28 protein-coding genes and 4 pseudogenes are annotated in these 24,110 nt (G+C 57.5%); 13 read left to right on the top strand and 19 right to left on the bottom strand.

Translation table 11 applies throughout. The annotated features are described in order from the left end of the window. Positions 1-37: 37 nt before the first annotated feature. The 3 genes from FQ185_RS15035 to FQ185_RS15025 form a co-directional block, all read right to left on the bottom strand. The gene (locus FQ185_RS15035; protein ID WP_178113540.1) at positions 38-2,155 is read right to left on the bottom strand and encodes an FAD-dependent oxidoreductase; all 2,118 of its coding nucleotides are present in this window, start codon (positions 2,153-2,155) and stop codon (positions 38-40) included. Positions 2,156-2,299: 144 nt separating this feature from the next. Beyond that, positions 2,300-2,689 carry a nuclear transport factor 2 family protein gene (locus FQ185_RS15030; protein WP_149418083.1) on the bottom strand — a complete coding sequence of 130 codons (390 nt, stop codon included), beginning with the start codon at positions 2,687-2,689 and terminating at the stop codon, positions 2,300-2,302. 23 nt (positions 2,690-2,712) lie between these two features. After that, positions 2,713-3,462: an aspartate/glutamate racemase family protein gene (locus FQ185_RS15025; protein WP_218575893.1), complete on the bottom strand. Its 750-nt coding sequence runs from the start codon at positions 3,460-3,462 to the stop codon at positions 2,713-2,715. Positions 3,463-3,808: 346 nt separating this feature from the next. Here FQ185_RS15025 and FQ185_RS15020 point away from each other — a divergent pair, with 346 nt between their 5' ends. After that, a complete protein-coding gene (locus FQ185_RS15020; protein WP_149418082.1) occupies positions 3,809-4,711 on the top strand; it encodes a helix-turn-helix domain-containing protein in 903 nt (300 codons plus the stop codon). Positions 4,712-4,766: 55 nt separating this feature from the next. On the opposite strand, the gene FQ185_RS15015 is transcribed toward FQ185_RS15020, so the two are convergent. The 3 genes from FQ185_RS15015 to yiaY all read right to left on the bottom strand — a co-directional run bounded on the left by FQ185_RS15015 (position 4,767) and on the right by yiaY (position 7,653). Further along, positions 4,767-5,231: a flavin reductase family protein gene (locus FQ185_RS15015; protein WP_256730417.1), complete on the bottom strand. Its 465-nt coding sequence runs from the start codon at positions 5,229-5,231 to the stop codon at positions 4,767-4,769. A 40-nt stretch (positions 5,232-5,271) separates the two neighbouring features. Continuing rightward, entirely contained in the window at positions 5,272-6,036 is a 765-nt protein-coding gene (locus FQ185_RS15010; protein WP_149418081.1) for an SDR family NAD(P)-dependent oxidoreductase, read from the bottom strand. 468 nt (positions 6,037-6,504) lie between these two features. Continuing rightward, on the bottom strand, positions 6,505-7,653 hold the full coding sequence (gene yiaY / locus FQ185_RS15005) for an L-threonine dehydrogenase (RefSeq protein ID WP_149418080.1): 1,149 nt from the start codon (positions 7,651-7,653) through the stop codon (positions 6,505-6,507). 463 nt (positions 7,654-8,116) lie between these two features. Here yiaY and FQ185_RS14995 point away from each other — a divergent pair. Beyond that, positions 8,117-8,458: pseudogene (locus FQ185_RS14995) on the top strand (LysE family translocator); the annotation flags it as partial. A gap of 29 nt (positions 8,459-8,487) precedes the next feature. On the opposite strand, the gene FQ185_RS14990 reads toward FQ185_RS14995, so the two are convergent. Next, positions 8,488-9,183 carry a tRNA (adenine(22)-N(1))-methyltransferase TrmK gene (locus FQ185_RS14990; protein ID WP_306108878.1) on the bottom strand — a complete coding sequence of 232 codons (696 nt, stop codon included), beginning with the start codon at positions 9,181-9,183 and terminating at the stop codon, positions 8,488-8,490. A 120-nt stretch (positions 9,184-9,303) separates the two neighbouring features. Continuing rightward, complete coding sequence (locus FQ185_RS14985) at positions 9,304-10,230, bottom strand: Gfo/Idh/MocA family protein (RefSeq protein ID WP_149418078.1); 927 nt, start codon at positions 10,228-10,230, stop codon at positions 9,304-9,306. A gap of 152 nt (positions 10,231-10,382) precedes the next feature. Here FQ185_RS14985 and FQ185_RS14980 point away from each other — a divergent pair, with 152 nt between their 5' ends. Together FQ185_RS14980 and proP are read left to right on the top strand one after the other, a co-directional pair. Next, entirely contained in the window at positions 10,383-11,294 is a 912-nt protein-coding gene (locus FQ185_RS14980; protein WP_149418077.1) for a bestrophin family protein, read from the top strand. Positions 11,295-11,403: 109 nt separating this feature from the next. Beyond that, positions 11,404-12,906: a glycine betaine/L-proline transporter ProP gene (gene proP / locus FQ185_RS14975; RefSeq protein ID WP_149418076.1), complete on the top strand. Its 1,503-nt coding sequence runs from the start codon at positions 11,404-11,406 to the stop codon at positions 12,904-12,906. 15 nt (positions 12,907-12,921) lie between these two features. Here proP and FQ185_RS14970 read toward each other — a convergent pair. Together FQ185_RS14970 and FQ185_RS14965 are read right to left on the bottom strand one after the other, a co-directional pair. Next, positions 12,922-13,137, bottom strand: a pseudogene (locus FQ185_RS14970) (EAL domain-containing protein); the annotation flags it as partial. A gap of 105 nt (positions 13,138-13,242) precedes the next feature. Beyond that, positions 13,243-14,460: an MFS transporter gene (locus FQ185_RS14965; RefSeq protein WP_149418075.1), complete on the bottom strand. Its 1,218-nt coding sequence runs from the start codon at positions 14,458-14,460 to the stop codon at positions 13,243-13,245. 128 nt (positions 14,461-14,588) lie between these two features. On the opposite strand from FQ185_RS14965, the gene FQ185_RS14960 reads away from it, so the two are divergent. Beyond that, complete coding sequence (locus FQ185_RS14960; protein WP_149418074.1) at positions 14,589-15,203, top strand: TetR/AcrR family transcriptional regulator; 615 nt, start codon at positions 14,589-14,591, stop codon at positions 15,201-15,203. Between the two features lie 138 nt (positions 15,204-15,341). Here the strand turns inward: FQ185_RS14960 and FQ185_RS14955 are convergent, their stop codons facing one another. Further along, positions 15,342-15,683: a hypothetical protein gene (locus FQ185_RS14955; protein WP_149418073.1), complete on the bottom strand. Its 342-nt coding sequence runs from the start codon at positions 15,681-15,683 to the stop codon at positions 15,342-15,344. A gap of 220 nt (positions 15,684-15,903) precedes the next feature. Here FQ185_RS14955 and FQ185_RS14950 point away from each other — a divergent pair, with 220 nt between their 5' ends. Further along, on the top strand, positions 15,904-16,140 hold the full coding sequence (locus FQ185_RS14950; protein WP_149418072.1) for a hypothetical protein: 237 nt from the start codon (positions 15,904-15,906) through the stop codon (positions 16,138-16,140). A 40-nt stretch (positions 16,141-16,180) separates the two neighbouring features. On the opposite strand, the gene FQ185_RS30635 is transcribed toward FQ185_RS14950, so the two are convergent. Both FQ185_RS30635 and FQ185_RS30630 read right to left on the bottom strand, forming a co-directional pair. Further along, the gene (locus tag FQ185_RS30635; RefSeq protein WP_256730416.1) at positions 16,181-16,501 is read right to left on the bottom strand and encodes a hypothetical protein; all 321 of its coding nucleotides are present in this window, start codon (positions 16,499-16,501) and stop codon (positions 16,181-16,183) included. Positions 16,502-16,681: 180 nt separating this feature from the next. Then, positions 16,682-16,879 (bottom strand): hypothetical protein, encoded by a 198-nt coding sequence (locus FQ185_RS30630; protein WP_256730415.1) that lies wholly within the window; start codon positions 16,877-16,879, stop codon positions 16,682-16,684. A 244-nt stretch (positions 16,880-17,123) separates the two neighbouring features. Between FQ185_RS30630 and FQ185_RS14940 the strand changes: the two are divergent. Further along, positions 17,124-17,327 (top strand): annotated as a pseudogene (locus FQ185_RS14940) (peptidyl-prolyl cis-trans isomerase); the annotation flags it as partial. A gap of 199 nt (positions 17,328-17,526) precedes the next feature. Here FQ185_RS14940 and FQ185_RS30625 read toward each other — a convergent pair. Beyond that, positions 17,527-17,652, bottom strand: a complete 126-nt coding sequence (locus FQ185_RS30625) for a hypothetical protein (RefSeq protein WP_256730413.1) — start codon at positions 17,650-17,652, stop codon at positions 17,527-17,529. A 25-nt stretch (positions 17,653-17,677) separates the two neighbouring features. Between FQ185_RS30625 and FQ185_RS14935 the strand changes: the two genes are divergently transcribed. Next, complete coding sequence (locus tag FQ185_RS14935) at positions 17,678-18,187, top strand: YkgB family protein (RefSeq protein ID WP_149418071.1); 510 nt, start codon at positions 17,678-17,680, stop codon at positions 18,185-18,187. A 45-nt stretch (positions 18,188-18,232) separates the two neighbouring features. Here the strand turns inward: FQ185_RS14935 and FQ185_RS14930 are convergent, their stop codons facing one another. The 3 genes from FQ185_RS14930 to FQ185_RS30615 are packed head-to-tail and all read right to left on the bottom strand — an operon-like array spanning position 18,233 to position 20,127. Beyond that, on the bottom strand, positions 18,233-19,078 hold the full coding sequence (locus tag FQ185_RS14930; protein ID WP_149418070.1) for an AraC family transcriptional regulator: 846 nt from the start codon (positions 19,076-19,078) through the stop codon (positions 18,233-18,235). Positions 19,079-19,126: 48 nt separating this feature from the next. Next, positions 19,127-19,702: a M48 family metallopeptidase gene (locus FQ185_RS30620; protein WP_256730412.1), complete on the bottom strand. Its 576-nt coding sequence runs from the start codon at positions 19,700-19,702 to the stop codon at positions 19,127-19,129. After that, positions 19,642-20,127 carry a hypothetical protein gene (locus FQ185_RS30615; protein ID WP_256730411.1) on the bottom strand — a complete coding sequence of 162 codons (486 nt, stop codon included), beginning with the start codon at positions 20,125-20,127 and terminating at the stop codon, positions 19,642-19,644. The genes FQ185_RS30620 and FQ185_RS30615 overlap by 61 nt, the downstream gene beginning before the upstream one ends. A gap of 134 nt (positions 20,128-20,261) precedes the next feature. Between FQ185_RS30615 and FQ185_RS14920 the strand changes: the two are divergent. Next, positions 20,262-20,504: pseudogene (locus FQ185_RS14920) on the top strand (phage infection protein); the annotation flags it as partial. Between the two features lie 110 nt (positions 20,505-20,614). Here the strand turns inward: FQ185_RS14920 and FQ185_RS14915 are convergent. Then, positions 20,615-21,004 (bottom strand): cytochrome c family protein, encoded by a 390-nt coding sequence (locus FQ185_RS14915; RefSeq protein WP_149418112.1) that lies wholly within the window; start codon positions 21,002-21,004, stop codon positions 20,615-20,617. A gap of 112 nt (positions 21,005-21,116) precedes the next feature. Here FQ185_RS14915 and FQ185_RS14910 point away from each other — a divergent pair, with 112 nt between their 5' ends. Beyond that, the gene (locus tag FQ185_RS14910; RefSeq protein WP_149418111.1) at positions 21,117-21,407 is read left to right on the top strand and encodes a hypothetical protein; all 291 of its coding nucleotides are present in this window, start codon (positions 21,117-21,119) and stop codon (positions 21,405-21,407) included. A 138-nt stretch (positions 21,408-21,545) separates the two neighbouring features. Continuing rightward, positions 21,546-21,947, top strand: coding sequence for a RidA family protein (locus tag FQ185_RS14905; RefSeq protein WP_149418069.1), 402 nt, complete (start codon positions 21,546-21,548; stop codon positions 21,945-21,947). A gap of 3 nt (positions 21,948-21,950) precedes the next feature. On the opposite strand, the gene FQ185_RS14900 is transcribed toward FQ185_RS14905, so the two are convergent. Then, complete coding sequence (locus FQ185_RS14900; protein WP_256730410.1) at positions 21,951-22,856, bottom strand: LysR family transcriptional regulator; 906 nt, start codon at positions 22,854-22,856, stop codon at positions 21,951-21,953. Positions 22,857-23,045: 189 nt separating this feature from the next. Here FQ185_RS14900 and FQ185_RS14895 point away from each other — a divergent pair, with 189 nt between their 5' ends. Then, positions 23,046-23,618 (top strand): chorismate mutase, encoded by a 573-nt coding sequence (locus FQ185_RS14895; RefSeq protein WP_149418068.1) that lies wholly within the window; start codon positions 23,046-23,048, stop codon positions 23,616-23,618. Positions 23,619-23,749: 131 nt separating this feature from the next. Beyond that, on the top strand, positions 23,750-24,073 hold the full coding sequence (locus tag FQ185_RS14890) for a hypothetical protein (protein ID WP_149418067.1): 324 nt from the start codon (positions 23,750-23,752) through the stop codon (positions 24,071-24,073). Positions 24,074-24,110 lie beyond the last annotated feature (37 nt).

The following is a 24,110-nucleotide window of genomic DNA, read 5'->3' as shown; positions in this document are numbered from 1 at the left end:
CCTGCCGGGTCATTCATCGAAAGCGCCTGGCGCCGGGTCAGTGTGCAGGTGCGCCCATGGCGTTGCGCCAATCGGCACCAAAGCCTTCCAACTCACCCTGCTCGATGAAACGTGCGGGATCGTCCAACAGCTCGCGACCAGCCAGCATGCCTTCATAAAGGGTGTCCTGCAGAGGGCGCGGTAAAAACGCGTCGCCGATGCAGTGCAGATTCGCGATACGACCCTGCAAGGCCCGGTACAGCGCATCGTCCGGGCTGTGGCCGGCAGCGATGATGAAGGTGTCGGCTGTCAGGCAATCACTGTCCTGATCGGTGAACAGGTTCAGTAACTGCGCCTGCTTGCCGCTGATGCCGCGTACCCAACTGTTGAGGGTATAAGCCAGCCCCTTGGCGAACACATGGCGATAACTCACCGGCAGATCCAGGGTCAACGCTAGGTTCGGCGACAGCGCGATAAAGCGACTGACCAGGTGCACCTGATGCCCACGGTCGAGCAGGTACTCGGCCGTCCCCAGCGCATAGCGGCCGCCGTCTTCATCGAATAGCACGACTCGCTTACCGACCCGCGCCGGATTTTCAAGCACCTCGACCACGCTGAGCACATTCTCCTGCTCGGTTCCCGGGACCCGATCGACAGCCGGGCGAGTCGAGGTAAACGCTGTTTTCAGTGGGGTCGAACCCGTCGCCAGAATCACCCCATCGGCCCCGAATGCCAGCACCTCATCAGCGCTCATTGCACAGTTCAGGCGTATCTCGACCCCGGCCTTACGCAGCTGTCGCTCCAGGTCGCGCGGTATAAAGCCGAACTTCTCCCGACGCGGCAGCCGGGCCGCAAGGTTCAGCAAGCCGCCCAAGCGCTCTGCCTTCTCCAGTAGGGTGACCACGTGGCCGCGTTGGCGCAGGGTCAGTGCAGCTTTCATCCCCGCCGGGCCGCCACCCACCACCAGCCAGCGTTGCGCCGTAGTGGCTTGCTGTAGGGTGTGCAGCCCGAAGCGCTGCTCACGCCCGGCCGCCGGGTTGACCACACAGGAAATCGCATTGCCGGCCATCAACCGGGCGATGCAGGCCTGATTGCAGCGGATACAGTGGTTGATCTCGTCCTCGCGACCTTCACGCAACTTGTTGCAGAACTCGGGATCGGCGATTTGCGTGCGAGTCATCGCCACCATATCGGTGGCACCGCTCGCAACCATTGCCTCGGCTTTGGCCGGGTCGACGATATGGCCCACGATAAATACCGGGATATCGCTGATTTCGCGCAGCGCCGCCCGCAGGCGCGCCCCATCCTCCACCAGCCAGTTCTCCGGGTAGTCGCCCGGCGGGATCTGATCCGCGTGGGCCGCATAAGTGCCCGCCGTAGCACTGACATAATCCACCAGACCCGACGCCACCAACCGGAGAGTCATCTCGATGGCGGTATCGGCATGCATGCCGTCCACCGTGCACTCGTCCAGGGAAATCCGGATGCCTACCACGAAGTCAGGCCCGACGGCCTCGCGCACCCGCGCCAGGGTCTCCAGGGGGAAACGCACAATATTGTCGAGGCTACCGCCGTACTCGTCAGTGCGTTTGTTGTAGACAAAGGAAAGGAATTGCTGATGCAGGTAGCCATGGGAATAGTGCAATTCGACGCCATCGAACCCGGCCGCCCTGGAGTTGAGCGCGGTCAGGGCGAAGTGCTCGGACACCTCGTCCATTTGTGCCTTGGTCATTTCTCTGGCCCATTCATTGTAGGCCGGCGACTTCATCGTCGAAGGCCCCCAGAGCACGCGATAGTCGTCCAGTGCGCCGCTGCGTCCCTGCGGGCCGAAGTGGATCAACTGGGCGATGATCCGCCCACCGAACGCATGCACCGCCTTTACCATCTCGGCATCGCGCTCGATTATTTCGTCACGGTTACCGCGTGCCAGGGACCGATTGGGCCCGGTGGAATTGGGGTGTACATGGCGTGCACCGGTGACAATCAGGCCGATACCACCCTTGGCCCGTTCGGCCTGGTAATGGATGTCACGATCATTAGTCAGGCCATCGGCCGAAGCAAAACCCTTGGCGTGGGCGGTTTGCATCAACCGGTTGCGCACGGTGATATTGCCGATCTTCAACGGAGTAAAAAGCGCGGGATAGCGAAGCTCCCCCGGCGTAGTGGGCTGGGTCATTTTACTCATCCTTTGTTCTTGTTCTAGTGAGAGTTGCCCGTCGAGGCGGACAGACACTTGATCGCGCCGAGTGCGGCCCTCAAGCGAATGCCGAGGGTTTCCCGGGCCATCCACGGCGATGCCCCGGGAGATGCACGCAATGGATCAGCGCAGCACGTTTTCGCCACTCATGAAGACGAAGACGCGGCGGAACCGGCCGTCCTCGACATACCAGAAGTTGCAGTTGCGCAGACGGGTTTCATTACCCTGCGGGTCTTTGAGGTACACGTTGAAACGTGCGCAGACCGTCTGTGCTTCAACATCTGCAGCGACTTCAAAATCTCCGTGCCAGATTTCCTCGAAATTGTTAAACAGATTGTCGAACATCTTGCGCACGCCGCCATGGCCGCTGTGCGTGAGGTTATCGGTCTGGATGGTGAACGCCACGTCTTCATGGCAGCAGTCCAATACGGCCTGCATATTCTTGTTGTCTACATTGGCGAAGTACTGCCGGGTCGCCAGATCGATCAGTTGCTCGCGGGAAAGATGACTCATGGTGGTTGTTCTCCTTATTGTCGTTATTGGCCGGCGAAACCGTGATAGGCAGCGTCATTCAGGCACTGAGGGGCCGGATAAGCCTTGCGGCTCTGCTTGAGCCCCAGTGTCAGCATCAATTCACACAGCTTGTAGGCAACCAGCCCGGGGTTGATCACCGGAATCGGCAGGCGCTCGGCCAGGTAGGCGTGGGACTGATGCATGGTGGTCGAACCGAGCACAATCACATCGGCCCCGTCCTCCTCCATCGCCCGTCTTGCCTCGGCTTCGAGCTTGGCGAATACCACCTCCTCCTTGCCTTCGAGCAACTCCCTGAGGTCGGGCGGGGTCTTGATCGAGCGCAACGACGCCACTCGCGGCCAGAGCTGATATTCGGTCAACGTCTTCTCGTACAAGGGGAACCATTCGTCCCACATGGTGATGATGCTGAACTTCTTGCCCAGCATACAGGCGGTATGGAAGGCCGCCATTCCGGGGGCCACCACCGGAATGTCCAATCGCGAACGCAGCGCGGCCAGACCGGAATCGCTCACCGTATCAATGCAGACCGCGCTGTAACCTTCATCCTGAGCACGGAGGCCGGCCTGGACCACGGAGAAATCCATGAGCAGCACATCGTAAGCGCTGTCCCCCAGCGAGGCGCCTTTGACAACGGGGACAAACTCGGGATGAAAACCGGGAAGAATGAACTTGACCGGTAACTGCGACGCCCGATTAGCGGCGCTCGCCTGGTCCATGGGGATGGGAATGATGACCTTGATACGCTGATCCACACGTGCCTCCTTAAGAAGGCCCTGGCAGGGAGTGCGGACTGCCAGGGCTTAGTTGTTTCTGTACCAATTGCAAGCACAGGGCCAACTCGGCAAAGAATCAGCAAGATCATGATTTATATGAGGATGACGGAGTCCCCTCGCCAGCTCTCGGAAACGGAAAACACGCAAACTGAAAAAAATAGTTCAATGAGAAATACCCGGGCGTGCGCTCGGCAACCTCGCCTCGCGACTCAACCTCTCGCACTCACGCCAACGCTAAAGGAGCGCCTCGAAGCCTCCAACTACCCTGGCTTGTTCAGGCATATGATAATTTTATTTTTCATAGATACCTTTAAGGGGACGAGTCGTGAAGCCCGCTGAGCGAACCTCTGCAACCGGTTTAGAAGGACACATCCCCGGTGAACGCATTGCCGCAACCGACGGCATTTCCTCGAAAGACATATTGGTGCAGATTTTTAACCGAGAACGTATAGAGGAAAGCCTCATCGTGCCCGCTGTAGCTGAACCGCTCATCGTTTGGGTTCTATCCGGTGATGCAACAGTTGAAGAACGAGTAGCCGGTGAGGACTGGAGTTCAAGCGAGGTGAAAAAGGGAGACTTTTTCCTTACCACCTCCTCGGTCCCTTACGAAATGCGTTGGCGCGTTTCCGGCTCGGAGCCTTTTGTGGTCATGCATATTTACATCGCACTCCAGCTACTTGAACGTGCGATCCAAGAAGGCCACGAGGGACAAGCAAGCTCAATTCGTTTGCGCGAAATCTCAGGAGGTCGAGACGAGTCGCTGTCAGTGTTACTCGAACAGTTTAGAGTTGAGCTGACCACCAGGGGAGAAACCAGCGCACTCTTGATACAAGGGATCGCACAGTGCATCGCCGTGCACCTGGTCCGTAGGTATCTTGACGCTGGAGCCGAAAACATTGCTCATCGCAATGCGCTGCCAGCATTCAAGCTGAAGCGTGTTGTAAATACGATGGAGAAAAAGCTCGGAGAAGATTTTTGTTTGGCTGATCTAGCTAATGAAATTGGAATGAGCGAGTACCATTTCAGTCGTCTGTTCAAACGTGCGACCGGGCATTCACCCTCTCAATACTTCATAAAACTGAGAATGAGCAAAGCAAAGCAGCTCCTCATAGAAACCGAAAGAAGCATCATTGATATTGGCATGGACGTTGGCTACAGCAGTGCCAGCCACTTCTCCCAGGTATTCAAACGGGAAGCCGGTGTTCCTCCAAGCCACTACCGAAAATGAATAGGATTATTGATCTGGCCTTTATTCAGATCAGAGATTCTGCGGTTTAAAATCGTCACGAAAACTTATTGTCTCTCCAGCAACCATGAATTCGCCTTGGCCGCGATAATGAAGGGTTCTCGGATTGCTCACTGAAATCGCGACATTTGCCTTTAGCACTTCCCATACAAAGACCAAACTCTCTAAATTTATCCATTTTATCTCCTGCACTATTACCCACAGCCACTACTTTTGAGGCCAACTCAACCGTAGGAATATTGATCACACACTTTTGGCTATTCCGAATCAAACTGTAGCTGTGGTTTCCTGCCCAGATGTAGCAACCGAACAGTGCCGGCGAGAACGGCATCATCATATGCCAGCCCATCGTCATGATATTCGTCTCGCCCTTCCAGGCTGAACTAACCAGCACAATCGGACCCGTCTCCAGATGTCGACGCACATCAATTAGTGGATAGTTGGATTTTCCCAAAATGGCCATGTCTTTCTCCAGCGTCAAATCAAGCTCGATCAAAATCAAGCGACACAGCCTGAGCCATGTCGCTTACGCAAGCGGGAAATTAACTGCCGACAGGAATGCTCATACCGCCATCGGCCATAACGACCGAACCGACAATAAAGCTGGCACGCTCGGAGGCCAAAAATGCAACGATCTCCGCGATTTCGTCAGGAGAAGCCGCCCGGCCGATTGGCGCCGACTTACCGTGTTCTTCCAGGAAGCCTGGTCCGTCTTCCATAAAGTGATTGAGGAGGTTGGTGACCACATCACCTACGCCAATCGCGTTGACCCGGATCCCATGACCAATCGCCTCCAGGGCTTGAGTCCGGGTCAACTGGGCCAGTGCCCCTTTCGATGCGGTGTAGGCCGCGATGCCCGGAAAGGCGAAGTAAGAAGCATAGGAGGCGATGTTGACGATTGCGCCCGAGTTTTGCTTCATCATTTCTTTTGCGGCTTCTCGCGAGTGAAGGAACGCGCCAGTAACGTTCGTCTCCATCTGCCAGCTCCAATCCTCGCGCGTCATTTCAATCAGCGGTTTGTAGATGATTCGACCTGCATTATTGACCAGTACATCGAGCTTGCCGAAGTGCTGTACAGCCAAGAAAACAGCCGCTTCAGCCGAGCCATCGACGGTAATATCAGCCACGAAAGGAACCAACCCTGGACGTTCTAAGCTTTTCACCTCTGGATTGATATCTTCAGCAATTACTTTGGCGCCCCGAGCATGGAACAGCTCTGCGATTGCGCGGCCAATACCACTGGCGGCCCCCGTAACAATCACAACTTTGCCAGCGATTTCGTTCGGGGTAGGGATAAAATCAGTCATGTCATCTCTCCAGTTAAGACAGCAGCTGAAACATTTCAACCACTACACATACGACTGAGCGTATGTGGCTGTCGCTTTCGACGAGTCAACGTTCGCCTATTGCAACCATCCACTCTTTAGGAGCCTTGCTTGCCCTGTCGGGGTTTTGCTTTTATCTCTCGGGCAACTACTTTTCCAAAACCTTGCCCCATCAACGGATGGTTTAAACCCTCATTGCCATTTCACCGCAATTATTGGTTACTCAGAAGCCAGTTCCGACCGCAACCATACTGGCGGCAATAGATTTTGTTCAAATACAGATGCAGTCGATTCAGTCGATTCAGTCGAAGGCATCACCGGCACACTCAAGGAATGGCGAGTTACTCAGGGCTTGCCGGGGTCCAAAGTCGAGTAATCCGCGAACAAAAAAAGTCCCGCACTTCTACCGAAGGCGGGGCTTTTGATCTGGCTGTCGTCACTTCACATCGATTACATCGCGGTATGGAAAATCTGCTCGATCTCGTCCTGATTGGCGGGACGCGGATTGGTAAAACCGCAGGCGTCCTTCATGGCATTGGTTGCCAGGATCGGGATGTCGTCGGCCTTGGCGCCCAGTTCGGCGAGGCCACTCGGAATACCGACATCCGAAGACAGTTTACGGATGGCGGTGATGGCCGCGGCGGCGCCTTTTTCCGCATCCAGATGCTGGGTGTCGACACCCATTGCGTTGGCGATGTCTTTAAACCGGGCTGGACATACGCTGGCGTTGAAGCTGGCGACATGGGGCAGCAGGATCGCATTACAGACACCGTGAGGCAGGTCGTAGAAACCACCCAGTTGGTGCGCCATGGCGTGGACATAGCCCAGCGAAGCATTGTTGAAGGCCATGCCGGCAAGAAATTGCGCGTAGGCCATATTTTCCCGGGCGGTCATGTCGTCACCCTGGGCAACGGCAGTGCGCAGGTTGGCCGAGATCAATTCCACGGCCTTGAGTGCACAGGCATCGGTGATCGGCGTTGCCGCAGTCGACACGTAGGCTTCGATAGCGTGGGTCAGCGCGTCCATGCCGGTGGCGGCCGTCAGGCCTTTGGGCATGCCTGCCATCAGCGAAGGATCGTTGATCGACAACAGTGGAGTGACGTTACGGTCGACGATGGCCATTTTCACGTGCCGGACTTCGTCGGTAATGATGCAGAAACGGGTCATTTCACTCGCCGTGCCAGCGGTGGTATTGATCGCGATCAGTGGCATCTGTGGCTTGGCGGATTGATCCACGCCTTCGTAATCACTGATGTGCCCGCCGTTGGCGGCGCACAGGGCAATGCCCTTGGCGCAGTCATGGGGTGAACCGCCACCCAGGGAAATAATGAAATCACAATCGCTGCGGCCGAGCAGCTCAAGACCTTTCTCGACATTGCTGACCGTCGGATTCGGTTTGGCGCCATCAAACAGGGTGGAGTTGATGTCCTGCTGGGCCAGAAGGCTGGCTACCTTGGCGGCCACGCCGGCTTTGGCCAGGCCTGCATCCGTGACGATCAAGGCTTTACGGAAACCATATTTGCGGATGGCGAGCATCGCTTCGTCGAGACTGCCAATGCCCATCATGTTCACGGATGGAATGAAGAAGGTGCTGCTCATGATAAATCCTCTTTTATTCTGGAAACTCGGAATTCAGGTGAGGTTTTCTACTCATATCGCAGGCTGTGAGGCTCGTCGGATAGTCATCATTGACGAAGTTCAGCGGGTGACGGGGCTGCATCAAGTGTTCAGGCGAACAGTGTTTTAAGGTGCAGAGGTGGAGGGGCCATCGCAGCCGGTATCTTTGAATCGTGGGATTGAGCCTAAACCTATGAGGCCAGACTGGAATGGTCCTTTAGCTTTCATTGGCACCTCCTTTAGTACTGGGAGGTAATGCGCCCCGCCAAGACCGGCGCGAGACCGTGGGAGCCGGGCGAATCAATCGGCAGGCAGCTATCGGCCCAAAATCAGCGTCTCACCAACCGCAGGACATGATCGGCAAGAACATCCATCGCATTCACCACCACACTCACGCGGACGGCAGTCATTACCCGGTCGAAGAGTGCCCGATCTACAAAGCCGTGCGCGACGGCACGCTGATGACATTCAGGCGTCGGGCAGCTGGAGGCGCTGGGCGATCAAGGGGCTATGCGTGAGCGGCCTGCATCCGAAGATCTTCCTGCTGTTCCCGGCGCTACTGCCTCAATTTACCGACGCTGCCGCTGCCTGGCCTGTGCCGATGCAGATGATTGCGCTGGGTCTCATCCACACCGTCAGTTGTGGCGTTATCTATTTGCTGGTCGGATTTGGCTCACAGGTCGTATTGCGAGCACGTCCAGCGGCGGCTCGTTTCGTCAGTCGTTTCTCGGGAGCGGCCATGATCATCATCGCGGTGGTTCTGCTCGCCGAGCAGATGCTGGGTTAATCACTTTTAACCTCCGCCCTGGATCGGGCTCAAGCCAGCAGTTCTGTGATCCACCGGGCCTGCCGGGCGATGTCTTGCATCTTCTGCTCGGGCACGGCCTGCCGCGCCCTGGCGAACTGGGTCAGGGTCTTCTGCTTCTCGCGCAGTATGCGCTGCCACTTGAGCAGGAACGCCGGGCTGCGTGCCTGCATCTGCAGCGGGCCGAAGTACAGCTCCTCGGCGGTGTACATCACCGGCCCGGCGCGCTCGGCGACGATGATTTCGTAGTCGAAGCGGTTCTCCCGCAGCAGTTCCTCGCAGAGGATGCGGTAGTCATTTTCCATCAGCCATTGGCGCAGTGGCTGCTCGCCGCCGTTGGGCTGCAGGATCAGGCGTTCCCGACCGTTCAGGCGCGCCTTGCCGCTGTCGAGGATGTCGCGGATCGTCTCGCCGCCCATGCCGCAGATGCTGATCGCCGTGATCCCGTCGCTCGGCTCGATCGCCGCCAGGCCATTGGCCAGGCGCACGGTGATCCGCAGGTCTTGGCCGTTCTCGCGCACGGTGCGTTCGGCCGAGAGGAACGGCGTCAATGCCACCTCGCCGGCCACCGCCGCCGTGATGGCGCCACGGCGCATCAACGCCACCGGCAGGTAGCCGTGATCCGAGCCGATATCGGCCAGTCGCGCACCGGCTGGCACATGTGTCGCCACGCGTTCCAGGCGCATGGACAATGTCTGTTCGTTCAACTGCAACCCCTTGTTACCACGAACGTCCGGCACCTGTGGCCGGATCGGGGCGCGACTCTATCGAGCAACGCCGTGCATTTCAAATGCCTGCGACCAGCGCCATGGCTCGACCCGTGGCCGCTAATCGTAGAACGGCTCAACCGACGCCCGACTGCCGACAAAAAAGCTGTCGGCGACCAGTCGCAGCGGTTGAAGGTCCAGATCACTGGCTTTGTCACCGATCAGCTGTTGAAAATGCCGATACACCGCCGCGTACTCGCCCTCCTCCGATACGGCTTGGCGCACGCCATCAATACTCAACAGCGCGCCTCCGTTGTCCAGTCGCAGGATGCCTTCGGTGCAGCGAATCTCGATGCTCCAGAGTTCCTCGTGACCGTGATCGAAATCGAATTCCGCGCGGACATCGAGGTGGCGCGCATCAGACATCTTGATGGACGCGGCAATCGGCGACTGGCAGTTGCTGGGGACTCGCAATTCGGCAGACTCGACAAACAGCGGCAGCGCCAGCAGGTGGGTGGCAATCGACAAGGCATTGATGCCGGGATCGAAGACGCCCAGGCCGCCGGGTTGCCAGATCCATGCCTGGCCGGGGTGCCACTTGCGCACGTCTTCCTTCCAGTCGATCTGTACGCTTTGCAGGGTGCGGCCGGTCAGCCAGTCACGGGCCGCTTCGATGCCGGGCGCGTAACGTGAATGCCAGGCGAACAAACCACTGACGCCTTGCTCCGCGACCTGATTCACCAACGCCATCGCTTCACCCAACGTGGCACACGGCGGTTTTTCGACCAGCACATGTTTGCCCGCGGCCAACGCTTGTTGCACCAGCGCGAAGCGTCCTTGCGGCGGTGTGCAAAACGCAATTGCATCGACGTGCGGGCCGTTTTCGAGCAGCTCGCGCAGCGACTGAAAGTTTTCAACCCCGGCGCAGGGCTGCCCTTGCGTGGCGACAGACACCAACTGGAACGCAGGGTTGGCGTGGATAGCGGGAACATGTTGATCCTGGGCAATCTTGCCGTAGCCCACCAGACCGAGACGGATCGGTTGCATCAATGACTCCTGATTATTTTTCTTATCTGGGTATGCGAGCGGGCAAGGTTACACCGCTCGGATCATTGATCGCAGCCCCCACCGAACCTTTACCCGGCAACCACCGTCCGAGTTAGAGCATTAATGCTCACCACTCGCCGCGAGGTCGCCGCTTGAAAGCCGCCATCATCAAAAAATACCGTCTGATCATCAAGACCATGGGCTATGTCGGCTGGGCTCTGTTCTGGTTGTTGCTCTGGGATATCGCCGTCACCGTGGACTTCATGCTATTTCTCAACAGCAAGATCACCCTGCCGCTGATGCCGCTGACATTGCTCGGTTCGGCATTGGTGGTGCTGATCAGTTTTCGCAACAGCAGTGCCTACAATCGCTGGTGGGAAGCGCGCACGTTGTGGGGGGCGATGGTCAATAACTCCCGTAGTTTTGCGCGGCAAGTACTGACGTTGCTGGATGACCCGGGTAATGAGGTCAATCCGATGAAGTCCACCTTGCTGCGCCGTCACGTGGCGTACATAAATTGCCTGGCGGCGCATCTCCGGGGCCAGCCGTGCCCGCCCGAGGTTCAGGCGTTTATTCCCGCCGGGGAGTTCGCGCGTAGCGGTGCTACCAATAACTTTGCCAACGATATCCTCAACGGTTCCGCGGCGCTGCTGGCCCAGGAATACAAGGCCGGGCACCTGGACAGCATTCGCCTGGCGCGGCTGGAGTCGACCCTGGTGGATCTGTCCAACAGCCAGGGCGGCATGGAGCGAATTGCCAATACGCCGCTGCCCTACCCTTATGTCTATTTTCCGCGTCTGTTCATTTCGCTGTTCTGCCTGATTGTGCCGGTGGGGCTCGTAGAGTCCCTGGGCTGGTTTACCCCGCTGGCCTCGACAGTGGTGGGCTTCATGCTGCTGGCCATCGAGCGCATCGGTACTGATCTGCAAAGCCCGTTCCGCGACAGCGAACACCAGATCCAGATGGAAAACCTCTGCGAAACCATTGAAAAAAACCTGCACTCAATGCAACGCGATTCACTGGGCAGCGATCAACTCAGCTACCCCGGCACAGCGGTGATTTAACAAAAAAACGGCGGGCGGTGAATTATTCAGTGTCCTCATGTATCTGAACCAAGGAGTACGCGCCATTAAATCAATGGCATCGAGAGGGATCAGGGACAGAGTAATTCTCATGAAATCAGGCAAGAAAACCGTCAATCCCATCGGATTGGACGACATCACCATCGTCGACGACGCCAAGATGCGCAAGGCGATCACGGCCGCCGCACTGGGCAATGCCATGGAATGGTTCGACTTCGGCGTCTATGGCTTTGTCGCCTATGTGCTCGGCAAGGTGTTCTTTCCCGACGCGTCCCCCAGCGTGCAGATGATCGCCGCGCTGGCGACCTTTTCGGTGCCCTTCCTGATCCGCCCTCTGGGCGGTCTGTTCTTCGGCGCATTGGGCGACAAATATGGCCGGCAGAAAGTCCTGGCGGCCACCATCGTGATCATGTCCCTGAGCACCTTCGCCATCGGGCTGATTCCGTCCTATGACTCGATCGGCATCTGGGCCCCTATCCTGCTGTTGCTGGCCAAGATGGCCCAAGGCTTCTCGGTGGGCGGCGAATACACCGGCGCCTCGATCTTCGTCGCCGAGTATGCCCCGGACCGCAAGCGCGGCTTTCTCGGGAGCTGGCTGGACTTCGGCTCAATCGCAGGGTTTGTACTCGGAGCAGGCCTGGTGGTGCTGATTTCCGCCGTGATAGGCGAAGAGCAGTTCCAGGCGTGGGGCTGGCGCCTGCCGTTTTTCCTCGCCCTGCCCTTGGGCGCGATCGGACTCTACTTGCGTCACGCGCTCGAAGAGACCCCGGCCTTTCAGCAACACGTCGAAAAACTCGAACAAGGCGACCGCGAGGGCCTGGCGCGAGGCCCGAAAGTCTCCTTCAAGGAAGTCGCCACCCAGCACTGGCACAGCCTGATGACCTGCATCGGCGTGGTGGCCGTGACCAACGTCACCTACTACATGCTGCTCACCTACATGCCGAGCTACCTCTCGCACAACCTGCACTACAGCGAAAACCATGGGGTGTTGATCATCATCGCGATCATGGTTGGCATGTTGTTCGTGCAACCCTTGATCGGCTTTATCAGCGACAAAATTGGCCGCCGGCCCTTCATCCTCTTCGGCAGCATCGCGCTGTTCTGCCTGGCCATTCCGGCCTTCATGCTGATCAACAGCGGCAAGCTCGGGCTGATATTTTCGGGCCTGCTGATCATTGCCGTGGTGCTCAATTTCTTCATCGGCGTGATGGCCTCGACCCTGCCGGCCATGTTTCCCACCCACATCCGCTACAGCGCCCTGGCCAGTGCCTTCAACGTCTCGGTGCTGATCGCGGGCCTGACTCCAACCTTGGTCGCCTGGCTGGTGGAAAGCACCAACAACCTGTACATGCCGGCGTACTACCTGATGGTGATTGCCGTGGTGGGTCTGGTAACCGGCGTCACCATGAAAGAAACCGCCAACAAGCCCTTGCGTGGTGCCGCCCCGGCGGCGTCCGACCTTGAGGAAGCGAAAGAACTGCTGCAAGAACATGAAGACAATATTGAACAGAAGATCGAAGACATCGACGCGAAAATCGCCGAACTGGAGGCCAAGCGCAAGAATCTGGTGCAACAGCACCCGCGCATCGACTGACGGGGCGATCCGTCATCAACCCTGGCAACCCACCAGCGAACTCGCCAACAACGCTTCCAACCCCATCGGCTTGGCAAAATAATAACCCTGGGCCTGCCCCGCGCCCATTTCGCGCAGCAGGTCCAGGGTCGCTGCATCCTCGACACCTTCGGCCACCACACTCAGGTCCAGCGATTCGGCCATCCGCACAATCGTCCGGACAATCGCGCGACTGCCGGGGCTGGTGGTCAGCAGACATTCTTCGCGTCCGACAGAGGCTGAACGCAACCGATCCACCACCCGACAAGCGAGTAGAAAACCGATGCCGCGCTCCCCGGATAGCGGCTTTTTTGTGGTTCAGTGCCCCGCAACAACAGGCCTTCCAGCCGCACGCGGGCCCGATTTGAAGCCGTGAGCCCGAGCCCCCCAGACAATCACAAACCCCACCCCCACCAACACCACCATTGCCCACGGAAAAGAGGCGGCGCCCCACCTGTCCAGCAACACTCCACCCACGACACCACTCGCGGCAATCGCACTATTCCAGGCCACCACATTCAGCGACAACGCCACATCTGCCCCATCCCCCGCGGCATCCGCCAGCGCCGTTTGCAGCAACGTCGCCGCCCCGCCGAAGCTCACCCCCCAAACCGCTGCGCCAGCGTAGATCATCTCCGGCACGCGGCCCAAAAAGCCAAACACTACACAAACCGCCGCAAACGCCGCCAGGCTCACCAGCACCGTTTTGCGCAACGATGCCTCAACCAATTTGGCAGTCAGCCAAATCCCCACCAACGCCGCAATACCAAACACCAACAACACCACATCCACCCGATCCGCCAACCCCGCCGGCGCCACGAAGGGTGCGATGTAGGTGTAGAGAATGTTGTGTGCCAGCATCCAGCTGATCACCACTGCCAGCACGGGTCGCACGCCTGGCGTGGTCAGCACCGTACGCAACGACATGAGTTGGTAGGCGGCTTGGGCTGGGTAGTCAGGGACTTTCACCAGTACCCAGGCGATCAGCACCAGCGTCAGGGCGGACATGATGCCGAAAGTGGTGCGCCAACCCACGAGGCCGCCCAGCCAGGTGCCGAGGGGTACGCCCAGAGAAAGGGCAATCGGTGTGCCGACCATGGCCAGCGCCAGCGCCTTGCCCTGTTGATGGGGCGCGACCATACGCCGGGCGTAGCCGGCCAGCAGGCTCCAGGCCAGCCCCGCCGCGACGCCGGCGAAAAAGCGCGCCACCAGGGTCACGCCGTAGTGAGATGACAGCGCGGTGATGGAGTTGAACAGCAAGAAACCGACGATAGTCAGCAACAGCACATTACGGCGACGCCAGCCGCGGGTGGCGATAGTCATGGGGATGACCGCCAACACCGAGCCCAGCGCATAAGCGGTGACCATCTGGCCAGCCATGGAAGGGGAAATTGCCAGGCCTTCGCTGATCAGCGGCAACAGGCCGGCGGGCAATGTTTCGGTGACGATGCAGATGAAGCCGGTCATGGCCAACGCGAGCAAGGCGCCAATGGGCAGGCGGTCGGGCGCTGCCGATAAGGTGATTGAGGGTGTCACGGGAGACTCCTTGAGTGAGGACTCATACTTAAATACTGATCGATATAAATGTTGAGGGCTGCCAGCGCTCGTTGTCAACGACTTATGTATCGACTAGTATTTATCTCGTCATCCAGAGGAGCCTTGAAATGGCGCAAATGGGCCGCCCCCGCACCTTCGACCGCGACCACGCGGTGGAACAGGCCATGCACTTGTTTTGGCAACACGGCTACGACGCGACCTCCCTCGCTCAGTTGAAAGCCGGACTGGGCGGCGGGATTTCCGCGCCGAGTTTTTACGCGGCGTTCGGTTCCAAGGAAGCGTTGTTTGATGAGTGTGTGCAGCGTTACCTGGCGACCTTCGCACAGGTCACCGAATGCCTGTGGGACGAGAGCCTGCCGCCACGCCAGGCCATCGAGACCGCGCTGCGCCAGTCGGCGCGCATGCAGTGTGAAAACGGTCATCCCAAGGGCTGCATGGTGGCCCTCGGCGTGATGAGCGCACCCAGCCCGGAGAATGCGCGGGTGGTCGATGCCCTGACCCAATCTCGCGCCCGAACTCGCGCGGGGATTTTGGCGTGTGTCGAGCGGGGTGTCAGTGCCGGTCAGTTACCGGGCAATATTCACGCGCCTGCGCTGGCTACGGTGTACGACAGTTTCCTGCAGGGTATTTCCATCCTCGCTCGGGATAACACGCCGCATGAGGTCATTGATGCGGCCATTACCCAGATATTGCTGACGTGGGACATTGCAGCCGCCTCATAAGAATCCAGCAGGTGTAAACCTTATTCAGGACGAAACAGCAGACGAAAAAAAGCCCCGTCACCGAATGCGGTGCGGGGCAAAAATTGGTTGGTTGCGGCCAACCAAAGGAGCGCGATGAAAAGCGTTTACGGGCCCAGGTCAGATGCAATCCTGGGCGGCGCGTTCAAAACTCGAAGGCAGGAAATTCGAGGCCAGCAAATGCCGCTCGTAGATGAACACCTTGCCGCCGTTCCCGGCTTTGTAGGCTTCCAGCACGTTGTCTGCCGAGATTTTGCTCGGCACCACGATCCGGTAACTGCGCTGGGTCTGCGACACAGTCGGGTGCAACGCACTGCCCTGCAATTTCGGTACGACGCAGTCAGCGTATTGGGCCGGGGTCTTGCTGGTCTGCAAGGTCAGCGTCGGATCGTTCGGCGCGGAGGCACAACCGGCGAGCAGCAAAGCGGCAAACGCCATGGCAGGCACGAAAAAAGGGCGCATCGTCTCATCCTGAATATAAAAGTTTCGGTTCATCAAGCAACGGAACTGCGTCACTAGCGCCGCCGTTGCCGCGTGTTCGATGGAGGCCATTTTCCGACTATTACCGACAAAGCAGAACTTGCGTTTCGTAATGGTCACTATTACTTCTAGCAATAGTTGCGCGCCGTGCAGACGGATGCACACTCAATTACAACCAGAAAAGACTGATGAGGATCTCTCCTTGAGAACATTTGACCTGATCCGTGACGCTGTTTTGCCCGATTTCCGAGACCGGGTAGCCGAATACCTGGTCCAGTACGAAACCGTATTGTTGTGCAAAAACGCGCCCGACCCGGAGCTTGTCCGGGCCACCGCCAATCAGTTGCGCGGTTATTTGCGCGGGTTGAACACCACGCGAGTGCTGGGCATGGCGGATTGGGAGGAGCTGGATAGAAGAGTGGTGAATACGTGGCTTTAGCCCCTGCGCGCGCACCTCAATTTAAATGGCCGTCGCTGGATTACACAAAAAACCACTTACCGATATGCATGAGCGCAGTGCGCAACGGGGCATCCGAAACATGGATGACCCCGATGTACGGATGAGCCATATCGATCACCAGAAAGACCGCAGCGGCAACCGACAGCGAACAAATGAGCATGACCCCGATAACCGTAGGATTCACCGGCGCTTGAAGACCGAACGTTGCAAATAGCCAGGCCAGCAAGCAAGTCAGGATGACAAGAAATGCCGTAGGCAGACCCTCCGTATTGCTCTCGACCAGAATCCAGTGGGCTTCCGCCAACTGCGTGCTGACTTGCAGTGCGCGGGCCTGCAGCATGCGTTGCGGTTCATTGGTGGGCGTGAGCGCCCGGAGCACAACCTGAATCGGTTCGATCCGCGGAGACTCGTCAAAAGGGTTGACCACCCTCGACCCGACGGGCGAATTGCCCCACCCCTGGCTTAACCGGGTTTCAACCAATTGACGTAGGCGGGTTCGAGCCTGCGCTGTTTCCCGACCCTATTGGTCCATGACCCTGTCGAGCAGGACGATGCGTGCCGCCGATGTCTGCACTTCGATCTCATAACTGTCATAGACGTTTTTTGCAGACGCAGTCAGAAACCCAAGCGCAAGCGCGGAAAGCGTCCCCACAACGGCCGTTGCCAGGCGGATGACGTCCTTGGACTCGGCATCAAGGTGATGAATCGGTAACCGCATGCGCGGCAGCATCCCTATCAGCGCGGCAGCGAACAGGCAGGCAAAAAAACGATTGCTCCGATGATGATGGAGCTCAACGTGTGATCTCCCTGGATCGGTGACAATCCTGCCTTTGGGGCGGTTAATCCGATTGCGACTAACGCTTACTGCTTATCGTAATTAGCCACCTTGGAAAGTTCTGGTCCAGCAGCAACACTCCATTCAGCTTCGAAAACAACTCGAGTATAGCGTGGGGCAATAAGTCATGAACTTAACCGTCTCCGTAGCGAAAGAGTTTCGACTTTCGTTAATCAAGCGATGCCTTCGCCAGCCGTTATGCACTTTCGCCGGTTTTCCACTCTTTGTGCTGTACGGCGGTTTGCAGCGTTCAACCGTCAATCAATATCCTCAACGCATCGAAATCATCCCGGAAATTGTTCAGCGGATCGCGATCTCGTGGCTAGCGCGACGAATGAACGGTGGAGTGAAGCGATGTCATTTCTGAGTCGTCGGGTTTGGTGCCCCAGTCGAAATGGATCGCATGCCCAACCCCCTCTGCCATTTATGCGCTCAGGGCGGCTGGCGATTATGTTCCGGCCAGAACCCGCGCGTTCATCGCATTTCTTGCAGAGCGCCTCACGGCGACTTGCCGGGATGAACACCGCTCCTCATAAAAACCCTTCAAGACGATCTGCATCGAACGCAATACGTTCAGAAGCCACGAGCGTGGAATCAAAGGCAACACTATCGCCACTCCCAACGTAAACCGCGCTGGGCTGCTGAATAGCGTTCATCACCACACTCTTGGAAGCCTTTATCATGAAAACCTTAAGCATCGAAAACCACAGCACCAACAACGCACATAAAAATACAACGCTTGGGACTAAAACCATGGCGCTTGGAACCTACGGTGCTTACTTAGCCCTGGCCATTATTTACTTCTGGTTCGGCGGCATGAAGTTCACGCACTACGAGGCCACGGGACTGGTTCCGCTGGTGAGTAATAGCCCTTTGCTGGGTTGGGTGTATGGCATTTTCAGTGTCGATACCTTCTCCAGTTTGCTCGGTGTTCTGGAAGTCTCGATCGGTGTTCTGATTGCAGGTCGACTGCTGTCACCAAAACTTTCGTTGATCGGTGGTGCGTTGTCTGCGGGATTGTTCTTCACGACCTTGAGCTTTATGTTCTCGACACCGGGTGTGATTGAACCCAGCCTTGGTTTCCCGGCCATTTCGGTTGCGCCGGGTCAGTTTCTCCTTAAAGACATCGGGTTGCTCGCCGCTTCTTTGTTCGTCGCTGGCCATTCTCTGACTGAACTGGAAAACCGTTAAACCGATGACTTTCCTCTTGCAACGGCCTGAAGCAGCTCGACGTTTTCAGGCCATTGCCCCATCACCCTCTCCCGTCAAATCTTTCATCCAGTCCCGAGGGCTGTAGCCCGTCTTGCGACGAAACGCGCGCGCAAGCGCCGAGGGACTTTCATAACCGACTTCGGCGGCGATGAGCGTAATCGGACGCCCTTCCCGCAGGCGCTTCTGCGCCAGGCTGATACGCCAACTCAACAGATAATCTGCAGGTGTTTGCCCTATTACCTCCCGGAAATGCACGGCATAGGCAGCACGCGACATGTTCGATTCGCTCGCAAGCTCCGCAACCGACCAGGCAAGATGCGGTGCGTTGTGAATCTGTACCAGAGAACGTGCCAGGCGCAAATCGGCCAGCCCGGCCATCATGCCGGTACGCAGTTGCTGATGGTCGAGCAGATGCCGGAACAACAATATAATCAGCAATTCGAACAAGCGATCCAGCGCCGCCTCCCTGCCACAGTGTCCACCTGCGGCCTCAACAAACATCCATCTCAGCGTGTCGGCCAGCAACGGAAGTTCATCCAGCGACAGCACCAGACAATCAGGTAACGAAGCCGACAACGGGTTATCGGCCCCGCCCTCAAACTTCATTGACGCACACAACAGTTGAGCCCCGTCGGACTCACCTGCGTAAAGTTGATGACGGTTTGGGCGTGGCAGAAAAATCAGACTGGGCCGGACAAGCAGCAGATCCTTGCGATCGGGCCTCTGCAACGTGACGGTACCTGCCTGTAGCAGGTGAATATGACCGCGTTGGTCAGCACCATCGTATGACGCCAGCCCGCAGAGCTTGCCATTGTAAAACAGGCTTGCGCGCACGCCGAACTGCGACAACAACGTAGACAGGCGATCCATATACAGTCTCGTGGCGAGATATAGACGACCGATCATATCACCGACTGTTTACCGTCCAATTGAGCTCATTTTCCATCCGGTACTGAATAAAAAGCCCGGCCTGATCAGCTGGGCTTTTCGTGCACTGCGATAGAGGCGTAAGCGGCGCTTTCGGGCATTACTGGCAGCAACGTTCCCCCACCCGGCAAAAACACGACGCCGAGATTTCCACATCAGCCCGGGCCATTGCCAGGTCAAGGCGGGTTTTGGCAGGGCCGCTTCGGCGTCCCTGCCCAGTCGTTTCAGGCATTCGACGTAACCGTGCAGGCTCCACACATTGTCCAGGTGCCAGGACGCGCGGCTGAGTGTGTTGTCCAGTCCCAGATCGGCCCGATACGCTTGCAAGGCTTCCTCTACCCGGCCCTGTTCCAGCAACAGTGCGCCCAGCGCATGTCGAACTGGTTGCATCCAGCCCCATGGCTCGTCGTAAGGCAGGTTGTCGTCCAGAGATTGCGCCTCGCGCAAGTGGGCGAAGAGGTCGTCGTACTTGCCCTTTCGATACTCGATTTCCCCGCGCAGCATGCCTACCGCAACGGCCAGAATGTCGGTGCATGTGTTGTTGAAGATGTAGCGTGTGTCCGGCACTCGCCTCCAGGCATCGAGGAAGAGTCGCTATTCGGCTTCTGTTGCTCCAGTGCGCGGATCAGTGCTTGCCCCACCGGTTTTGCACCGTCGATATGCGCCAGCGCGGTGTGCGTTGCCACTCGGGCCTGGGCCACGGCCTCTTTCAACTCCTGTTCGATGAAAGCGTCCCCGCGTTTGTTGTAGTTGGGGCCCGAGGCATAGGCGATGCCCCAGTAGGCCATCGCGCAATTGGGGTCGCGTTCGATCACCTTGTGGAAACAACGGATGGATTCGTCGTGGTTGTAGCCGTAGCACCATAACAATCCACGATCGAACCAGAGCTGGGCCTGTGGCGAGTGGGTCGTTACCGGACGGCTGTAGGTGCCCAAATCGTAATAGTCATGCATCGGTTTACCCTCTCGATCGGAGCTGCGGAAATAAAGCATACCCCCGCCGTCCTGGGTGAGCAGTACAATTGCCGACGTCGATAGTCACCATCACTTCAATGAAGTTCTCTTAAAAATTCCGGGGCGTAACATCGCCTCCATACCAACCAATAACTCCCCCGGAGCACACCATCATGAAACGCCAAATCATCCTCAGCATCGCTTTCTCGATTTTTGCAGTTAACGCTTTCGCCGCTACCTCTGCTCACCCGGTTGTCGCTGAAGGCGGCTCGGATCGTTTGATTGAAAGTCGTGTGGCTGAAGGTGGTTCCGATCGGCTGATCGAAAACCGCGTCGCTGAAGGTGGTTCCGATCGTCTGATCGAAAACCGCGTCGCTGAAGGTGGCTCCGATCGCCTGATCCAGAATCGCGTTGCCTGAATGCATAGCTTTACCGCGGTACTCAATGAAAAACCCGGCCTCATCAGCCGGGTTTTTTTATGCCTGCGATAATCCGCAATTCATGCGGTGGGACGACGTGGGAAGTCTTACTGCGGCTGAAACGTCTCAAGGTAGGCCAACAGGTTTTCGATCTTTTCCGGATCACTGAGCCCCCAGAAAATCATGCGGGTGCCGGGTACCACTTCTTTTGGATCTTCCAGGTACGCAGTCAGTGTTTCGCGGGTCCAGACGATGCCTGCCGATTTCATCGCGGAGGAATACTGGTAATCCGTCGAGCTACCGGATAGGCGCCCAAAAATGCCATTGAGCTGCGGACCGAAAGAACCGCGCGCCGACTCCCCGACTTGATGGCAGCCACCACATATCCGCTTGAACAGTGTTGCACCCGCTTGCGCATCGCCGGCGGCATCTGCTTGCGTGCTGAACAATCCCGTATTGAGCAGCAGGGCGAAGGTGAGTACCGCGGTTTTCTTCATGTCGGGTTCCAGATCATAGGTATTCACAGCACAGCTCGGCGCGGATTTGATCATGATCGTCTATCCTGCGCATCCCGATTCTACGCAGGCCATGGCCTCACCGGAGACCTGTGTGCAACCCCTGACTGCCCGCGAGATTTACCAGCAACTGCGAGACGCCGCCCAGGGCATCCGCCCACTACAGCGCCTCGACGAACAAACCGGGCCCGGCCAGGTACAGGTCGAGATCGAAGGCTGGCGCCTGACCCTCGATTTCGACGGCAACCACCTGCGCCACTGCCTGCGGTGCCAATGCCCCGACGGTCGCACGGGTGAGTTCGACAGCTGGCAGCGTTACGGCACCGACCCGGTCAGTTTACTCAGCACCTGGGAGCTGGCGCAGGTTGAGCGTCTATTGGCCTGACCCTGCCCGATGACTCTGATAAATATCCATGCACATGGATAGTCATGGCAGAAACAACGGCTATTGATCCTCTATTCAGTCCATTAGCATCAGCACCAGAAACAAGCCTGATCAAATTGAACTGAAGTGAGGAACACCATGAATACGCCCGAATTCTTTGTCACGCCCGGTTATGGGGAACGCCTGCTGAGTGCATTGCATTACTCCCAAGCGGTAAAAATCGGCAATCGAGTGGAAACATCAGGCCAGGGCGGTTGGGATGACGATCTGCACATTCCCGAATCGCTGGAGGAAGAAATCACTCAAGCGTTTCAAAACCTGGAGCGAACCCTGGCAACCGCGGGTGCCAGTTGGGACCAGGTTGTCCACGTCAATTCTTACCATGTTGGAGGATTTCCCCCGGAAGTTAACGAGGTGATGGCCAGACTGTATCGCCATTACATGCCCAACCACGCCCCCATCTGGACACAGGTCGGGGTCGCGGCACTTGGTCTTCCAACGATGCGTATTGAAATCCGCGTTACGGCCATTGTTCCGTGAGTTTTAGTTGATAGGCGACTCATCTCTGAACATCTGAATCACCCAATCGATGAACACCTTTAATCTGGCATTTTGATGTCGATTGGTTGGATAGATGACGTGAAATGGCATGGCGGGTCGAGACCAGTCTTCCAAAAGTGGGACTAACTCGCCTGCGTCCAGATACGGCTGAACAATGCGTCTGAAGTGCTGCCCGATGCCCAGGCCTGCGAGCATCATCTCTTTGAGGCCGTTACCGTCATTGGTCGAAAATTCGCAGTGACCGATTTCATGCCGATGGTAGGCGTCCTCGAAAATCAGGGGCTCCGACTTACCTGTCGCGGCAAAAAAGTAGCCTGCCTGAACGTGGTTTTTCTGCAGATCAATGGGCGAGGAAGGCGTACCCATGCGCTCGAGATAGGCGGGGGTCGCGCAGGTGACGTACTGAAGTTCGACGATCTTGCGCCCGATCATCGTCATATCATCAAGTTCACCGGCACGAATGACGCAGTCAACGCCCTCGCCGACAATATTGACTGGCCGATCACTGATGCCTAAAGCGATGGTGATATCGGGATACTCGCGATGAAAATCCTTCAGCGCGGGTATCAACAGGCAATGGGCGAATGAGGCCGGCGCATCAACTCTCAAGTGACCGCCCGGCTTGAGTTTTTTACCACGCGCCGTCGTGTCCACCGAGTCCAGTTCGGCAATCAGACGCCTTGCATGACTGCAATATTCCAGCCCGTCCGATGTGGCGGCGACCGCGCGGGTCGTTCGATGCATCAGCTTGATGCCGAGATGCTTTTCGAGGTCGGTTATCAACTTGCTGACGGTCGAACGCGGAAGCGCTAACTGGTCAGCAGCCCGGCTGAACGAGCCCGTCTCCACAACACGTACAAAAGCACGCATCGCCAAAAGTTGGTTCACTGTTATCTACCCGCTTCATTTTGAACATGCAGATCATTGTCCATAAACCTGCACAGTGACGACATAAATCAGTTTTTTGTTCAGCATTGAGTGTTTCTCGCCAAATCGTGTATGCCTCGCTTCATGCATTTGCCGTACTTGTGATACACAACAGCTGATGTTGAATCCTGTGCCTGATGAGGTTTGCCCATGCTCCACTCCCCACGCTTACCGAAACTGCTGACTTGCGCCTTGATCGGTTTACTCACTGGCGGCGCGCACGCCAGCACGCCCTCCCCGGCACCCGATAGCCTGCAACCGCTGTTGGTGACCTTGAACGAACGCCTGAACATTGGTGATCTCGTGGCGCTGACCAAGTGGGACAGTGGCAAACCGATCCAGGACAGTGCCCGGGAAGCGCAAGTTATCGCCAACGCCAGGAAGATGGCCGTGGAGCGCAAACTTGACCCGCAAGAGGTCGCCGAATTGATCGCCGCGCAAATAGAAGCCAATAAGCTGGTGCAGTACGGACTGCTCGCTCAATGGCATGCGGCTGGCAAGGCGCCTGAGACCCCTCGGCCGGACCTCGCCAAGCAAATCAGGCCACAGCTGGATGAACTGCAAAACCGTCTGTTGCAGCAATACGCTGAGTTCGCGCCCTTTCGCAATGACCCCAACTGCCAGGACTGGCTAGGCAAGGTGCGAGCGAGCCTGATCAAGGATGGTTTGCACGGTCAGGCACTGATACGCGCCACCGGGGAGCTGTGCACCAATGCTCAATGACAAGGTATTCCAGGCTCAGGACAGCCATTGACTCCGTCAATAGTTACCATTAACTCAATGAAGTTCTCTTAAAAACTCCGGGGAGTAACATCGCCTCCATACCCAACAACTACACCCCGGAGCACACCATCATGAAACGCCAAATCCTCCTCAGCATCGCTTTCTCGGTTTTTGCAGTTAACGCTTTCGCCGCTTCTTCTGCTCTCCCGGTTGTCGCTGAAGGCGGCTCGGATCGCCTGATTGAAAGTCGCGTCGCTGAAGGTGGCTCCGATCGCCTGATCGAAAACCGCGTCGCTGAAGGTGGCTCCGATCGCCTGATCGAAAACCGCGTCGCTGAAGGTGGCTCCGATCGCCTGATCGAAAACCGCGTCGCTGAAGGTGGTTCCGATCGCCTGATCGAAAACCGCGTCGCTGAAGGTGGCTCCGATCGCCTGATCGAAAACCGCGTCGCCTGAATGCATGGCTTTACAGCAGTACCCAACAAGAAGCCCG

Origin of the sequence: Pseudomonas sp. ANT_H12B (genome assembly GCF_008369325.1) — a bacterium.
GTDB lineage: Bacteria > Pseudomonadota > Gammaproteobacteria > Pseudomonadales > Pseudomonadaceae > Aquipseudomonas.
This window is presented reverse-complemented; position numbering and strand designations above follow the sequence as displayed.